This window comes from Asticcacaulis sp. (genome assembly GCF_047605585.1).
GTDB lineage: Bacteria > Pseudomonadota > Alphaproteobacteria > Caulobacterales > Caulobacteraceae > Asticcacaulis.
Genome location: NZ_JASGFK010000014.1, coordinates 19,938 through 35,796 on the forward strand (window position 1 = coordinate 19,938; position 15,859 = coordinate 35,796).

General features: G+C 58.8%; 15 protein-coding genes. 5 read left to right on the plus strand and 10 right to left on the minus strand.

Going from position 1 to position 15,859, the window contains the following annotated elements; all coding sequences use genetic code 11:
• Positions 1 to 33: 33 nt before the first annotated feature.
• From QM647_RS18895 to QM647_RS18940, 10 genes are all read right to left on the minus strand, one after another.
• Positions 34 to 1,062, minus strand: coding sequence for a VOC family protein (locus tag QM647_RS18895; protein ID WP_414997115.1), 1,029 nt, complete (start codon positions 1,060 to 1,062; stop codon positions 34 to 36).
• A gap of 18 nt (positions 1,063 to 1,080) precedes the next feature.
• A complete protein-coding gene (locus QM647_RS18900) occupies positions 1,081 to 2,196 on the minus strand; it encodes an FAD-dependent oxidoreductase (protein ID WP_414997116.1) in 1,116 nt (371 codons plus the stop codon).
• Positions 2,197 to 2,317: 121 nt separating this feature from the next.
• A complete protein-coding gene (locus QM647_RS18905) occupies positions 2,318 to 3,478 on the minus strand; it encodes an alpha/beta hydrolase family protein (protein WP_414997117.1) in 1,161 nt (386 codons plus the stop codon).
• A gap of 29 nt (positions 3,479 to 3,507) precedes the next feature.
• A complete protein-coding gene (locus QM647_RS18910) occupies positions 3,508 to 4,488 on the minus strand; it encodes a fumarylacetoacetate hydrolase family protein (protein WP_414997118.1) in 981 nt (326 codons plus the stop codon).
• A 28-nt stretch (positions 4,489 to 4,516) separates the two neighbouring features.
• On the minus strand, positions 4,517 to 5,278 hold the full coding sequence (locus QM647_RS18915) for an SDR family NAD(P)-dependent oxidoreductase (protein WP_414997119.1): 762 nt from the start codon (positions 5,276 to 5,278) through the stop codon (positions 4,517 to 4,519).
• Positions 5,279 to 6,604, minus strand: coding sequence for a histidinol dehydrogenase (hisD, locus tag QM647_RS18920; RefSeq protein WP_414997120.1), 1,326 nt, complete (start codon positions 6,602 to 6,604; stop codon positions 5,279 to 5,281).
• Between the two features lie 114 nt (positions 6,605 to 6,718).
• Positions 6,719 to 7,645 (minus strand): NAD-dependent epimerase/dehydratase family protein, encoded by a 927-nt coding sequence (locus QM647_RS18925; protein ID WP_414997121.1) that lies wholly within the window; start codon positions 7,643 to 7,645, stop codon positions 6,719 to 6,721.
• Complete coding sequence (locus QM647_RS18930) at positions 7,642 to 8,685, minus strand: SMP-30/gluconolactonase/LRE family protein (RefSeq protein WP_414997122.1); 1,044 nt, start codon at positions 8,683 to 8,685, stop codon at positions 7,642 to 7,644. The genes QM647_RS18925 and QM647_RS18930 overlap by 4 nt, the downstream gene beginning before the upstream one ends.
• Positions 8,686 to 8,793: 108 nt before the next feature.
• Positions 8,794 to 9,741 carry a LysR family transcriptional regulator gene (locus tag QM647_RS18935; protein WP_414997123.1) on the minus strand — a complete coding sequence of 316 codons (948 nt, stop codon included), beginning with the start codon at positions 9,739 to 9,741 and terminating at the stop codon, positions 8,794 to 8,796.
• A gap of 130 nt (positions 9,742 to 9,871) precedes the next feature.
• Positions 9,872 to 10,324, minus strand: a complete 453-nt coding sequence (locus QM647_RS18940) for a winged helix-turn-helix transcriptional regulator (RefSeq protein WP_414997124.1) — start codon at positions 10,322 to 10,324, stop codon at positions 9,872 to 9,874.
• 126 nt (positions 10,325 to 10,450) lie between these two features.
• Between QM647_RS18940 and QM647_RS18945 the strand changes: the two genes are divergently transcribed.
• The 5 genes from QM647_RS18945 to QM647_RS18965 all read left to right on the plus strand — a co-directional run bounded on the left by QM647_RS18945 (position 10,451) and on the right by QM647_RS18965 (position 15,802).
• Positions 10,451 to 12,106: a phytoene desaturase family protein gene (locus QM647_RS18945; RefSeq protein ID WP_414997125.1), complete on the plus strand. Its 1,656-nt coding sequence runs from the start codon at positions 10,451 to 10,453 to the stop codon at positions 12,104 to 12,106.
• Positions 12,106 to 12,330 carry a hypothetical protein gene (locus QM647_RS18950; protein ID WP_414997126.1) on the plus strand — a complete coding sequence of 75 codons (225 nt, stop codon included), beginning with the start codon at positions 12,106 to 12,108 and terminating at the stop codon, positions 12,328 to 12,330. The genes QM647_RS18945 and QM647_RS18950 overlap by 1 nt, the downstream gene beginning before the upstream one ends.
• A gap of 226 nt (positions 12,331 to 12,556) precedes the next feature.
• The gene (locus tag QM647_RS18955; protein WP_414997127.1) at positions 12,557 to 14,914 is read left to right on the plus strand and encodes a TonB-dependent receptor; all 2,358 of its coding nucleotides are present in this window, start codon (positions 12,557 to 12,559) and stop codon (positions 14,912 to 14,914) included.
• Between the two features lie 189 nt (positions 14,915 to 15,103).
• Complete coding sequence (locus QM647_RS18960) at positions 15,104 to 15,562, plus strand: GlcG/HbpS family heme-binding protein (protein WP_414997128.1); 459 nt, start codon at positions 15,104 to 15,106, stop codon at positions 15,560 to 15,562.
• A 30-nt stretch (positions 15,563 to 15,592) separates the two neighbouring features.
• Entirely contained in the window at positions 15,593 to 15,802 is a 210-nt protein-coding gene (locus QM647_RS18965; RefSeq protein WP_414997129.1) for a hypothetical protein, read from the plus strand.
• Positions 15,803 to 15,859: the final 57 nt, after the last annotated feature.

The window sequence follows — 15,859 nt, forward strand, 5'->3', positions numbered from 1 at the left end:
TGTGTTGTTGGGCTATGCCGCTGTGGATGTCTTTCAGACTTTTTCTTTTGTTTGCGCCGAAATTTTAGGTTTCAGGCGATAAGCGTCAAGCGATTTGCCTTCGGGATCGAGCGTCACATCCATCGGCACATCGCCCTGCCACATGGTCGGTACTCGTGTGGCCCACATTAGCGAGCCGAACTTGAAATCCCACGAGCGCGGAATCCAGTTGTCGTCGAGATAGTCGGTATCGACATGGTATTCGGCTTCCCCGCCAGCCGGGCTGTCGAAATAGTAATAGATGGCCGACGAGATGCGATGGCGCGACAGACCGCCCATGGTATTCGGGCTTTCATTCTTCCAGCCCTTCTTTTCCATGAGGTTGACGCCCAGCATCAGTTCGTCGATGTCCTCCAGACCGAAGGCCATGTGCATGAAGCCGGGCTCATCCGGAGCCACCGGCAGTTCGCAGGAGACGAAGAAGATATTGTGGTGCTCCCAGGCGCCATCGGCACGGGCGAAGGCGCCGACACCGCGGGTATGGTCGGTAAGACGGAAGTTCAGGCGGTCGCGGAAGAATTCGAACGTGCCGACATAATCCTTCACGAAGAAGACGACATGATTGATCGTCTTCGGAATGGCGCGCTGGCGCCATTTGCGGTGCAGGTTAAGGCGCTGGATATTGCCCGGTGCATTTACGGGGTCCGGCTGGGAGACGATCTTGCGCGGGGTCCAGAGTTTTAGGCCTAGCGGCATGCCGCAGTCAGCCTGGAAGTGGAAAATCCCGTCCGCGTCTTCGGTCACTTCGCGGTCGGCACGCAAGCCCGCCACGAGCGCATTGAGAGACTCTTGCGTGTCAACGCCCCAGACGGTCTCGTGCGCGCCAACCTTGTGCGAATAAGCGGTCGGCAGGCGTGGATCGCCCCGGCGGCGCACGACGATCTTCGCCCCGGTCTGTACTTCGAAAACGTGTTCATCGGGGGCGTGACGAACGGGGGTCAAGCCGAAGTCCTGCCAAAATACGGCGCAACGGTCGAGGTCATCGACCCCGAAAATGACGCTCTCTACTCCGAGTATAGCCATGGTGATCTCACTTCATTCTCAAACAGGTTCGCGCAGGGCCGTGATTGCCGTCTGCATCAATTGGGTGTGTTCCTTCGCATCGCCCTGGGTCATCTCGATCTCGCCGAGGCGCAAGGACGACGAGACGATCAGTTCGCATCGGTTAAAGCGGCGGTTTTGATAGGCTTCGAAAGCATCGCGGGGATTGTCGTGGCGGCCGAGTTCCTCATCCAGGACGACGGCGTCTTCGACGGCCATGCCGGCGCCGGAGGCCAGGTGCGGCGTCGTGCCGTGCACCGTATCGCCGATCAGCACGACGTCACCCTTGTACCAGGGCTTGGGGACGATCATGCCTTCCAGCGGCCGATAGTTAATGGTGGGATTATCGCGGACGGTGGTACGGATACCGGGAACGATGCCGCCATAGCCCTCCATCAGGTCGTACAGGATCTGTGGCAGGGTTTCGGGTTCGCGCCAGGGGTTCGAGGGCACATGCTCCAGCAGGAACATATACATGTGGGTCGGAGACACAGGGTTGAAGCCGCATTTGCCGTCGTGGCTCATATAGAAATGCGAGCGATCAAAGCCCTCCGGCCGCTCCGCGACGATACGCCAGCAGGCCTGACCGGTAAATTTCGGCTTCGGCGCGTTGGGCAGGATGAGAGAGCGGACCTTCGAATAGATACCGTCGGCGCCGACCACCATGTCATAGGTGCCGGTGCGGCCGTCGCTAAAGACAACGTCGACACCGCGTTCACGTTGGGTCAGAGTCTCGATGGTGGTCCCGAGCCGGACATTCACACCGGCCTCCAGCGTGGTTTCCGACAGGATGCGATGGAGCTCGGGGCGCAGCACACCGCCGGTGGCCGGGATGCCGTCTTCTAAGGGGAAGGTTTTGAGTTCGGTGATCAGGTCGCCAGCCTTCGTGAAAACATAGCCGTCGGACCAGCCGGCGCCCACGGCCAGCACCTTATCGAGCACACCGACGCGCTTCAGGGCGCGCAGGGTGGGGCCTGTTATGGTGATGCCGGCGCCATAGACCTTCCATTTCGGATCGACCTCGACAATCTCGGCAACAATACCGCGCTTGGACAGCAGGATGGCCAGGGACATCCCGGCTATGCCGCCACCGACGATCAAAACAGATTTCAACATCAAACAACTCTCCTGTACGCTCCGCACCTTGTCCGATGCTTTTTACTTGACGGTATATGATCAGATATTTGGTCTTCGCACCAAACGTTCCGACAGATAGGTGCCATCGGGCGCAATGGTGTCAGCCGGTCCGTAGGCCCCACTGCACGGCGATCCAGTCGGCGATGTAGTCGCGGGCGACGGTACCGTTGTCCGCGCCACAATGCTCAATCTCGAAGTCTTTGGTCGTGAAGATCCGCAGATCCCGTTTAGGACTATTGACCGCCTGGTCATAGGACTGGTGGGCATATTCCAGCGGGATCTGGCGATCGCCTTCGCCATGCGTGACCAGGAACGGCACTTTGATCTTCTCGACGACGCCATTGAGGTCCATATTCGGAGCCCAGGCCATGAAGTCGTCCAGATTATCTTTGCCGAACACCCACATGACGTGGCCCCAGTAATGTGGTACCGGATTTTCACCCTCGCGCGCCATACGGCGGACCTGCATTTCGCCCCAGTTGTGATTGGCGCCCATGACGGTGCAGAGGGCAAAACGCGGCTCCATGGCGGCGGCGCGCGGCGCATAATAGCCGCCCAGCGACAGGCCGTGCATGCCGATACGGGTGGAATCGACATCTTCACGCGTCAGCAGGTATTCCAGGGCCGGGGTGGCCCAGGCCTCGGAATCATGACGGCCCGTCAGACCGCGCTGCCGCAGGGCTTCGCCGGTGCCTGGCTGATCCAGCAGCAGGCAGGAGATCCCGCGGCGGTTCAGCGCCTGGGCGATGCCATTGCCGTAGATCTGTTCCTTCATTGAATCGAGCCCATTGCAACTGACCATGCAGGGCGCGGGACCGTTCGCCGTGGCGGGCGCCTTTACGAACAGGGCCGGATAGGATTTGCCCTCATAGGGGATTTCGACGAACTCGACATTGGCGCCTTCGAGCGCCACATACTTGCGGAAAAGGTCGAGCCCCTTTTGATAAGCCGCCCAGCGCGGCGGATAGTCGCGCGATTGCAGGCGCTCAGCCGAGAGGTAATAGCCGGCGGCGCGCTTGTATTTGGTGGCGGCCGACCAGTTACGTCCCGCATCCTCATCGGCCTTCGCATTCTCGGTCAACTGATCGGCGACACGCAGCCAACTGTCGAAATAGGCAGCCGAGGAGGCGTCGGCGCCCTTTTCGGCGGCTTCGCGGATCGGGCGGCAGGCGACATCGATTTCGCCATGATTGCCACCGTCGATCAGCGCCAGATTCGCGCCCAGGTTCCAGATATAGTTGCCGGGAAAGGGTTCATACATGGGAAATACTCCTGTTACGCCCAGACGACTTACGCGCTGACGACGGTTTGCTCGATGGCGCCGAAGACCGATTGGCCGTCATTGCCGAAAACCTCGATCTTCACCGTCTCACCAAAGTGCATGAAGGGCAGGGACGGTTTGCCGTGGTCGATGATTTCCTGGCCGCGCTTTTCAGTGATGCAGGCGGAGCCTACGACATGCGGATTGGCTTCGGATGTCGTGCCCCAGCCGATAAGCGTACCCGCTTTCAGCGGGCGTGTGCGGGCCGCATGGGTGATGAGTTGGGTATAGCCGAAATCCATGCCGCCGGCGCTCGGATGTCCGAAGGCTTCGCCATTGCGCCAGACATTGACGCGCAGATCCAGCCGCTCATTGGCGAACGCTTCGCCAAACTCATCCGGGGTCACCGCCACTGGCGCACACGCCGTGATCGGCTTGGAATGCAACAGGCCAAAGCCGCGCTTCATCTCATAGGGTTGCAGGGCGCGGCAAGACCAGTCATTGAGCAGGACCATCAGGCGTAAGGCCGGAAGCGCCGTTTCGCGATCGACACCGGCGGGCATGTCGCCCACGATCATGCCCAGTTCGGCCTCGAAATCGATGCCGTGGCTGTCATCCACGAAACCGGCGTCTTCTCGCGGGCCGATAAAGGCGTCCGATGCCCCCTGATACATGATGGGGATGGTGGCGGCATCGACAATCGGATCGATGCCAAAGGCTTTGTCGAGCAGGCGGCCGTGCATCAGGAAGGACGAGCCGTCCAGCCACTGACGGGGGAAGGGCAGGGGCGGCAGGCATTCGGCGGGATCGAAGGGTTTCGCATTGGATATCTTGCCGGCATTGAGTGCCTCATACAGCGCTGCCAATTCCGGCGCTAAAGTCTCCCATTCATCCAGGGCGGCCTGCAAGGTCGGTGCAATAACGCCTGCATCGACATAAGAGGTGAGATCGCGCGAAACGACGACGAGCTGGCCATCCCGTGACCGGGCTTTGAGTGAGGCGAGTTTCATAGTGATCCCTGTACTTTTGGTCTTTGAATTAGTCTGCGGTCCAGCCGCCGTCGATAATCATGGAGGTGCCCGTCATGAGGGCCGATGCGTCGGAGGCGAGGAAAACGACGGCGCCCATCAGGTCTTCCGGACGCCCCAGGCGGCCCAGCTTGATCTTGGCCAGAACGCTGTCGAGGAAGGCCTGGTTCTCGAAGAAGGGCTTCGTCATCGGCGTTTCGATGAAGGTCGGCGCGATGGTGTTGACGCGGATGCCGTGGGGGGCGAGATCGAGCGCCATGGCCTTATTTAGGCCTTCCAGCCCCCATTTGGAGGCGCAGTACAGCGTGCGGTTAGGACCGCCGACATGCCCCATCTGCGAGGTCATGTTGATGATCGAGCCGCCCTTGCCGGCAGTGATCATCCCCTTGGCCACGGCTTGGGCAACGAAGAAAGCCGATTTCAGATTGAGATCGAGCACGGCGTCGTAGTCGTCAGGCGTAACGTCGGTAAAGGGTTTGGGTCGATTGGTGCCGGCATTATTGAGCAGAATATCGAACGGGCCAGCGGCGGCGATTGCTGCCCCCAGGTCGGCGATATCGCTGACATCGAGGACCAGGGGCGTAGCCTTGCCGCCGCTGGCAGTAATCTCCGCCGCGACGGCTTCCAGTTCCGGCAGGGAGCGGGCGGCGAGGACCACATCAGCCCCCGCTTGCGCCAGCGCCGCTGCACAAGCGGCCCCCAGCCCCCGGCCGGCGCCGGTCACGAGAGCCCGCTTTCCCTCAAGCCCGAATGACGGCGTAACGGGCAGCATCTATTCGGCCGCGGCCAGAGGCGCAGCTGCACCCGCATAGGGCACATCACGATGGCCGTAGCGGCGTACGCGGATATTGGCCTGCTCGCCGTGACCGGCAAAACCTTCCAGGGCGCACAGACGCGAACAGTATTCACCGACCAGGGCCGAGGCTTCGTCGGTCAGGACCTTCTGGTAGGTGCAGGTCTTGATGAACTTGCCGACCCACAGGCCGCCGGTGTAACGCGCCGCCTTCATTGTCGGCAGTGTGTGATTGGTGCCGATGACCTTGTCACCGAAGGAGACATTTGTGCGCGGGCCAAGGAACAGGGCGCCATAGTTGGTCATGTTCTTCAGGAAGTAGTCCGGGTCCTTCGTCATGACCTGAACGTGCTCGGACGCGATGAAATCGGCGATCTCGACCATTTCCTCGTCGCTGTCGGCCAGGATGACCTCGCCATAGACATCCCATGCCTTGCGGGCGATGCCAGCGGTCGGCAGGATTTCGAGCAGGCGTTCGACTTCACGGAGGGTGTCTTCGGCCAGCTTGCGCGAGGTGGTCAGCAGCACGGCAGGCGAATCCGGACCATGTTCAGCCTGGCCGAGCAGGTCGGTGGCGCACAGTTCGCCATCTACGCTGTCGTCGGCGATCACCAGGGTTTCGGTCGGGCCGGCAAAGAGGTCGATACCGACGCGGCCATAGAGCTGGCGCTTGGCTTCGGCCACATAGGCGTTGCCGGGACCGACGAGCATATCGACGGAGGCGATGCTCTGAGTGCCGAGCGCCATGGCGCCGATGGCCTGAATGCCGCCGAAGCAATAGATTTCATCAGCACCGGCCATGGCCTGGGCGGCGACGATGGCCGGGGCCGGCTTGCCGGAGAAGGGCGGCGCGGCAGTGACGACGCGCTTTACGCCGGCCACCTTGGCGGTCAGCACCGACATGTGGGCCGAGGCCAGCAGCGGATACTTGCCGCCCGGCACATAGCAACCGGCCGCGTTGACCGGCACGTTCTTGTGGCCGAGAATGACCCCCGGCAGGGTCTCGACTTCGAGATCCTTCAGAGAATCCTTTTGATGTTGGGCGAAGTTGCGCACCTGGGCCTGTGCAAATTCGATATCGGTGATGTCCTGCTTGCTCAGCGTGTCGACGCAGGCATCGATCTCAGCCTGGGTGAGACGGTAGGATTCGCGATCCCACTTGTCGAATTTGATCGACAGTTCGCGCACCGCGTCGTCGCCGCGTGCCTGAATGTCCGCCAGAATGCCCTCGACCGTGTCGCGGACGGCCTTGTTGTTGTCGCTCTTGGTTTGCGCGTCCATGCCGCGCTTCAGCCAGGTGGCCATGATCATATACTCCCTGATAGGTTTGCCGCTTTATACAAAAAGGCCGTCAGGCCGGACAAACGCGTTTGATCGATAGGTGCTATTGCCATTCGCGAGCACAAATTTGTGCCCGCTTCAGGCGGACGTTGTGGTGCGGATTTCGGCAAGCGCCCGCCGGACGAGCGTGGTCAGGTCGTTATCGTGCTGAAAGCCGGCCCGGTCGGCAGCTGCAGTCGTCAGAGGCGGTTGGGCTGCGAATTGTTGCTCGAGAATGGGGTCGGGCGCGAAGGTCACCTTGGCGTCCAGCGCCTGAGCCAGTTCGCCCATTGAGAAACGCAAGGCCGGGAGGGTCACGGCGCGTGAAGGCGGCAGCAGGTCGGCCTTCACGCTGAGCGCGTGTCGCAAATTGCGACTCACCTGTTCGACGCTCATGGCCCAGATGTGGCCGTCGGGCGAGGTGGGGCAGGTGAACGGTTCATCGGCCAGCGCCGCATGGAACATGTCGCTGATAAAGGCGGACTTCATGCCGGACGGACCTTTCGGTCTTGCCAGAATGCCCGGTAAACGGACACTGACGGCTTCAACCTCGCCCCGGCGGTGCAGGTCGGCCAGATAGGTTTCGCACATCAGCTTGTGCGCGCCGTAAGAGAGGAAGGGTTCCAGCGCCGTGGCGTCGTCGATATGCGCCGGCGGCGGGGCGGGCAGGACGGCGATGGTGGAGGTAAAGACGATGCGTGGACGGTTGCCGCCAGCCGCCGCCGCGTCAAACAGGTCGAGGGAAGCGTCGATATTGATGCGACGCGACAAGGCGCGGTCCGCTTCGGCGGCGCCCCCCGGAATGGTGGCCATATGGATCATGGCGTCGATGCCGCCGGCCATGGCGCGATCACGGACGGACTTGTCCATCAGATCGCCTGCGATAGCGAGAATGCGCGGATCGTTCGGCAGGTCGGGCAGGGCGCGGTCCAGCAGAATCAGCTGTGTCGGCGCATTCTCGGCGAGAATCTGGCGCACGAGGGCTCGCCCCACAAAGCCACCGGCGCCGGTAATCAAGAGTCTCATGCGTCAGCCTTCGCGTAGGTTTCGTTCCAGTAGATCATCGGCAGACCGGCGACCGGCGAGCGGAAGACGGGAATGCGGTCGCCGCGCAGAGAACCGAGATAGACTGTCTTGAGGTCGGGGCCGCCGAAGGTCAGGGACGCCATCCAAGGGCAGAGTGTGCCATGGGCCGCGGCCATCAGCTCGGTCTTCATGTCCCAGTCACGCCAGGCCTTATCGAGGGCCGCATTGGCCTCGGCATTACCGTCATCGAGCAGGGTGACGACATCACCTTCCGGCGTTATGGCGATCAGGCGGTCATTATGGACCAACGCGCTCCACAGATTGCCGTAGGCATCGAAGGCGATGCCATCGGCAAAACCACCAATGTCGGATGGACCGTAGATTTCGCGATGAGTGAGGCGGCCATCATCGTGCACCCGGTAGCGGGTAATGCGATGCGCTGTGGTTTCTGGCACATAGAGCCACTCTTCCTTGGCGTCGAAGCGCAGTTCGTTGGTGCCGCACAGGCCGTCGGCGACGATACGCGCGCCCTTGTCGTCGATAACCGCGATATAGCCATCGTAGCTCATGCGTTTGACATGGTCGGTCCACGGGTTGAGTTGGGTCGTCACCGTCAGCCAGATGCGGCCTTTCGAATCGCGGGTGACGAAGTTGCACTTGCCGAGCGGGCGGCCATCGATATTGTCGAGGATTGTGGTCAGCTTGCCGTCACGGGTCATGCGATCGAGCGTATCCGTGCCGAAATTGGCAATCAGGAAATCGCCATTCGCATCGAAAGTCATGCCGTTCGGCAGGGAGCCTTGCGCATTCATGAAGCGATTTTCGAAAGTGGCGGTCTCGGCCGCGATCTCGCGTTTCGGGGCGATAACGGTCTGAGTGCCGTCGGTATCTATCTTTACCACGCCGCCACGGGCATCCGCCGACCAAAGCGTGCCATCCCGCTCGGCGAGGATACACTCCGGTCGTTGCAAATCCTTGCCGATAAAGGAAATCTGAGAACGGTCAACCGTCCAGTTCTTGAGGGGATTATCGTCCTTCACACTGACTCCTTACGCGCTTACGCCCTGTCTGTTTTTCAGACCAAGCTATAGCGCGCGGGGCAAAGCCGCAGGACTTGATTTTATCGATAGAAGCTATCGAGCGGAAAACTACTCGGCCACGGCAGCCAATTGGTCCAGCATGCCCGATATCGATCCATGCTGGGCGTAGGTTTGAATCTGTTTCACGACCCACATCAGGGCTTGGTCATCGCTGGCAGAGGCGTGCCACTGGACGACCTGTGTCACCTTGGGCATCTCGGCCGGCACATCGTACAATCTGAGCGGCATGGTTTCCGCGGCCTTTTGAGCCATTCGGCGATGCACGGTGGCAATGCGGTTGGTGCCGGCAATCAGCCTTGGCACGGAGGTAAAGGAGGGCGCGAACATCTCGATGCGGCGTTTGATCTTCAGGGTCTGAAGGAAATATTCCTCGAGCGTGGGCAGACGGGCCTTACCGAACTGAACGGTCACATGGCCCAGGGCGCCGTAAGTCTCGCGATCCAGGAACTCGCCGATCTCAGTGTTCTGGTCCCAGGCAATCACGACGTAATCATCCGTAAACAACGTGGCTTTCGGATGTTGATCCGACACTGCCTGATCGATGGTGATAAGGAGGTCGATTTCACGGCTTTCGAGTTGACCGATCGGGCGATCGCCGATGGGAGAAATTTCAAAGGTCAGGTTCGGGGCCAGCAGGGCGATCTGGGCGAGCGCGGGAGCGACCATCACATCGAGCGAATAGTCGGACATCACGATTGAGAAATTGCGGTCGCTTTCGGCGGGCAAAAATTCAGGTGTCGTGGTAATGGTCGTCTTGATCTGCAGCAGTACATTACGCACGGGTGTAACGAGACTTTCCGCACGTGGCGTGAGGATCATCTTTCGACCGGTATTGATCAGTAGTTCGTCATCAAAATATTCGCGCAAGCGGGCGAGCGCGCCGGACATGGCGGATTGTGACAGGCACAGACGATCAGCGGCAACGGTCACATTTCGCTCGGCCAGAAGAACATCCAAAGCGACGAGCAGATTCAGATCCAGACGACCAAATCTCATAATATTTTCCTCGGCATTCTCCCCCTGTCGGGGCACTTTTTTGGTTTTTGTATTTAAAAGCCTACCCCAGTTTTCACATAAAAAATAGCCCACATTATGGAATGATCGCGACTGTGGCGTTATGAACACCTTATCTCTTATGGATTTGCATATCGGTTTTCGGCGCCTGAATGTCCGGAATGTGGTCACGAATCCAGTCCATGACATGGTCGACTTCGTTCAAAAGGCCAGCCCCCAGCGGCGACAGGGCGTAGTCGACACTGATGGGGACGGTCGGCGTCACATGGCGTATCACGAGGCCATCGGCCTCGAGCAGGCGCATCTGCAAGGTGAAAATGCGTTGCGAAATCCGTCCCTCTGCGCTCAACCGCCCGGTGACGCGGCGCAGGGCGGCGGAACGCATCGGACCGGTGCGGAGAATTTGAAGCAGAAGCATGCTCCATCGATCGCCGAGACGGGCGAATATCTCGCGCATCGGTTCGGACCGCTCAGTGCCGTCATGGCGCATTTGCGCGATCAAGCCGTGGAGACGGGCGTTCTGATCAGGCGGAAGGTCTATGCCCTCGAGGATGGGATCGGTCATTTTTTATCCAGAAAAATCCGTGCCTTAAAGCGCTTTAGTTCATTTTTCGAGTGGTTACAAATATGTTCCGTCTTATACTGAATTTCTCGCCCCTGTATCCTGCCTGAAAATTATCGGAGGTTACGCATGGGTAAGACTTACGACGTCGTCGTCATCGGCGCCGGCCACAATGGCCTGACCGCCGCCGCCTATCTGGCCAAGGCCGGAAAGAGTGTGCTGGTCCTTGAACGCAAATCCTATTATGGCGGGGGCGTCTCGACCCGCGAACTGAACACGCCGGGCTATTGGCATGACGAGCATTCCAGCGTGCATATCATGATCCAGGGCAATCCGCTCCTGCGCGAGGACGAACTGGGGCTGTTTTCGCAATTCGGCCTGGAATATCATTATTCCGACGTACCGCACGCCACTATCTTCCCAGACCAGTCCACGATGTTCACCTATCGGGATCTGGACAAGACCTGCGCCAGCATTGCCAAGGTGTCAGAGCGTGACGCTGAGGCCTATCGCCGGTTTGCGCTGAAAAGCATGTCCGTCCTACCGATGATCGTCTCCGGTCTCTATTCGCCGCCGTTCCCTACGGGGGCTATGACGGCCATGCTCGATTCGTCTGATGAAGGCCGTGAGCTGTTCGATGCCATGTCGCGGTCGTCGGTCCAGTTGGCGGACGAACTGTTCGAATCCGACAAGATGAAAATCCACTTGGTCCGGCTGGTTTCGGAAAACCTCCAAATGCCGGATGAACTGGGCACCGGGATGGGCTTCTTCCTGATGCCGGGTATCATCCATACCTATGGGGTCTCACAGCCGGTTGGCGGTTCAGGCAAGCTGTCCGATGCTTTGGTGCGCTGCCTCGAATATTACGGCGGCGAGGTGCGCTGTAATCAAGAGGTGGCCAAGGTCATTGTCTCCGGCGGTAAGGCGTCGGGCGTACGCATGGAAGACGGCGAAGAGTTCCTAGCCCGCGACTGCGTCATCGGCGCCATTCATCCGCACAAGCTGCGCCAATTCGTGGTCGAGACGCCCGAGCCGATCCTGCATCGTGCCGAACGTACAGTCATGGCGCCGTTCTCAATCTGCGTGTCGCACTACGACCTGAAGAAGAACGCGGAATACTACTGCGATCCCGAGGTAGGCAAGGCGACCATGCTGGAATTCATGGGCACGGACAATTTTGGCGAAATGATCGATGATTTCCACGATGTGGCGCGGGGCCGGGTCCCCAAACGCCGCCTTTTGGCGGGCGGTGATGAGAGCATCAATGACAAAACGCGCGTGCCGCCGGGCGCCGGCATGTTCCATTCGATCTCGTTTGCACCCTATGAAATGCAGGGTAAGCCCGCCAGTTACTGGGACGAGTACAAGGAGGAGTGGGCCGATGGTAATCTCCAGTCCTACCGGCATTTCGTATCGAACCTGACCTCGGACAATATCATCGCCCGCAGCGTCTATTCGCCACTGGATCTGGAGCGGTCATCGCCCAATTCGATGTACAAGGGCGATCTCCATGGCGTGGCCCCTTACCAGTTTCAGCAGGGTGGCCACAGGCCGACGCCGGACCTGGCGCAGTTTGCGGTGCCGGGCGTGGACGGGCTCTATCTGACCGGGCCGTTCATGCATCCGGGCGGTGGGGTTTATGGCGCCGGACGCGCAACCGCTATTCGCATCTTCGACGATCTCGATATGGATTTTGACAAGTCGATCAAGAACCGTTCGGTTGAAACCCTCACCGTGCCGAAAGCGAAAGGGTTGTTCGGCTGGCTGAACAAGAAGGCAGGCTAATGATTATCTACGACAATTCCGATAAAGAGCTCATGCGTGTCCGGGCCCTGGAGAATGAGGGCAATGTCCTGGTCATCAAGGGTAAAATCTTCGGCGCCATGCCCATGTCAGCGCGACTCACACCGGCTGAAGCCCGGTCGGCGTTGAAACTGCTTACCCCCGCCAAGATTTGGTTTTTAATCACCTTCCTTTTCAGGGATTTGGGACAGAAGGCTCAGGACTAGAGTGCGCTAAATTTATCATCATCCAATGATTTCGCATGCCGGTACGGAGGCGGCCGCGAGACTGTAATTAGAAAATATATATATAAATCAAATGCATGACAGCGATATTGATGCGATTGATTTCGCGTATCGCTGTTGTGGATTTGACGATTTCAGCCGCAACGGCAAGCTCAAAAAACAAAAACCGCGCTATCTGGCAGCGGATTATAAAAGCAGGGAATTAGACATGTGTAAGATTACAAGCAAAGTTCGACTTATCAGCACCACGATCCTTTGTGGCGCCGTTGCGACGCTTCTGGCGCCGGTGGCGCACGCCCAGGAAAAAGCCAAATCTTCGGACGAGATCGTCGAAGTCATCGTAACTGCGCAAAAACGAACCGAAAAACTGAAGGATATCGCCGTGTCGGCCTCGGTTGTCGACACCAGCGCCTTGACCAAATCCAATGCCACCGACATTTCCGATCTGAACAAGATCGTGCCTTCGGTTCAGTTGAAGGGGTCGTTCAATGGACGCGTACCCATGGCGATGCGTGGGGTCTCGACCTCTGCGAACGAAGGGACGGTCGGTCTGACGTCTGGTGTCGCGGTGCTGATCGACGGCGTACCGACATCTTCTGACTCCATGGCGGCCAATCAGCTGTCCGATATTGCGCGTGTAGAAGTGCTGAAAGGTCCGCAATCAACGCTCGGCGGGCGCGCCGCGTCGGCCGGCGTCATCAATATTGTTACACGGCGGCCCAGTCAGGTGGCAGGCGGCGATGTCAGTGTTATGGGCACTGACGACAATCAGCAACGGGCGGAAATGTTCGTGACCGGCCCCATGGGCGATAAGGTGGCCGGCAGCCTGTCGGCCTATGGTGATCACACACAATATCCGATGCAGAACCTGGCGACCGGCAAATATACGGCCACCAATTCGGCGGGCGTGCGCGGAAAGGTGCTGATCCAGCCGACCGAGGATCTCGATATCATGTTGTCGGCGCGCTCGAGCTACATGTATTCGTCAGGCAACAACTTCGTTTATAACTACGTCACGCCAGGGGCGACCATCTTCGGTATAGACGCGCCCTTCCTGTCGCAGGATGTGCTCCTGGCGGGTTATGACCCGACGGATTTCAAAAATACTAAGTACAATTCGATCTCCGGGGCGCGTTCACGCATCCATGACAACGATGTGTCCCTCAATGTCGACTGGAAGGTCGGTGAGTATACACTATCCTCGACCACAGCGGTTCAGCATGAAACCCAGTACAACAAGCAGGACGTGCCGATCGTTGCGACATATTTCTTCGATAATCTTTTGCTTGCTAATGGCGTTCCGCAGGCGGTGATCGATGCCGCGCTTCACTTCGGCAATTACCAGGAGATCACTAACGATATTCAGACGGCCTCTCAGGAGTTCAAGATCGCCTCGCCCGTTGACCGCCGTTTCAACTTTGTCGCTGGCCTGTTCTGGTCCGACACCAAGGTGGTTTCGGATAACAACCGGACCTGGGTCGCCAATCCCCTTATCAATACCGAAACCTCCGACGTCAAAACGCTCGGACTTTATGGCCGCGGCACCTACAGCCTGACCGACGACTGGAAGCTCATCACCGGCCTGCGTTTCAACTGGGACAATGTGTCCTACATCATCGACCAAACTGCGAATAACGCTGCGGGCGCCTTCTATTCCGCCGGTTCACACAAGGCCACGACCACTGTTGGCGATATTACCCTACAGAAAAAATTCGGTGCGAATTCCCAGGCCTATCTGACCTATTCGCGTGGCTACAAGCCCTTTGCCTACAATACTGCCCAGCAACTGACCTCAGATGCGACGCTCGATCCGGTTAATCCGGAAACAATCAACCATTTCGAACTGGGCACCAAGGGCAGCTATTTTGATCGCAAGGTGACCTTCGATGCGTCCCTGTTCCACACCCAATACAAGAACTACCAGATTCAGGTCTTCGATACCGGCGCTGCCTGGCCTACGCCGCTAATCCTGTCCAATGCCGCCGAAGCCCAGACCGAAGGGCTGGAAATCGACACATCATGGCGAGCGGCACAAGGCCTGACCTTCAATCTCAGCGCCGCCTTTATCGACGCAAAGTTCCTCTCATACACAGGTGCGCCCTGCTATAACTCTCAGACGACTGCTACGGGATGTATAACAGTCTACGATACGGACGGCACAACGGTGCTGAGTCAAGGACAGGACCTCTCCGGTAAACCGATGCCGGATTCCCCAAAGACCAAATTTACTCTGGGCTTCGACAAACGCTTCGACATGGCGAGCGGCCCGTTCGACTATGATTTCAGCGGCACATATGCCTGGCGCGCCAAGGCCAATATGCAGGCCAACCAGAATCCCGAAACCGTGCAGGACGCGTTCGGTATCCTGAACCTGTCGCTGACCGCTCATAGCAAGGTCAATGATTATGCCATCACGCTTTTCGTCAACAACGTCACCGACCAGTACTATGTCACCAATCTGGAAGATTTCTTCGCAGGCATCTGGGGCACCAATAATGCTGTCATTGCCCAGCCGGCGCGCGACTATCACCGCTATGTCGGCGTACGTCTGAGCAAAAGCTTCTAATCGTCTCAATGATTTCGCTGGCCAAAATTGGCCAGCGAAATTCCAAATCAGAGTGGAAACGTGGTTGTGCGAAAATCAGTCATAGGCCTGTCAATAGCCATAGGCGCGGCATGCGCAGGTGCGGTTCTTGCACAGACACCTGCGCCGACGGCACCGAATGCGGCTTATAATGGCCCTCCGGCACCCGCCATGCCGGCGGGCGGCTTTCCGGTTGGGCCCCGTCCACCCGATAAACTGTCGCGCGGACCGAGTATCGATCTGGCCGTCGAAATGGCGCAAGCGGCGGTGAAAGCCTGTGCTCCCCAACATATCGGCGTCAGCATTATCGATGCGGACGGTCTGCCTAAGCTTTACTATGTCACGGACGGCACAGCCGGTTCACATGCCTATACGGGCTTCCGTAAGGCGAATGCCGCCCTGCATTTCAAGATTGCAACCTCCGAAGTCCATGCGAGAGCCGCCAGCGATCCTAAATTCGCGGCTGAAGTCCAGGCGGATCCCAATATGGTCAGTTGGGCGGGGGGCGTGCCGATAAAGGTTGGCGATGAGATTATTGGTGCGATTGGCGTAAGCGGGGCCGAGCCCAGTGAAGCGGATGAAGCCTGTGCGGTCAAAGCCATCGCCCAGGTTCAGTCGCGCCTGAAATAATTTTCCCGCTTCATCGCCTTGGAGGCTGACATGGATCGTTTTCTCACCTCGACCTTTACGTTGGAAATCCTGTTTTCCGGCCTGGCCATGACCGCCCTGGGCTTTGCCGGTGCCATGTTTCCGATTGCTGAAGCCACTTCGGATGCGACCAGCGCCACCGATATAGAGCGGATCTCGGAGGCCCGCATGGCCCGGTTTCGTGCCTGGCTGCAACCGGCGGATCAATCCGCCATCGACTGAATTTGGAACCTGTTTCCAAATAAGCCGGTCACCCCATCATACCCCCTCAGTGACCGT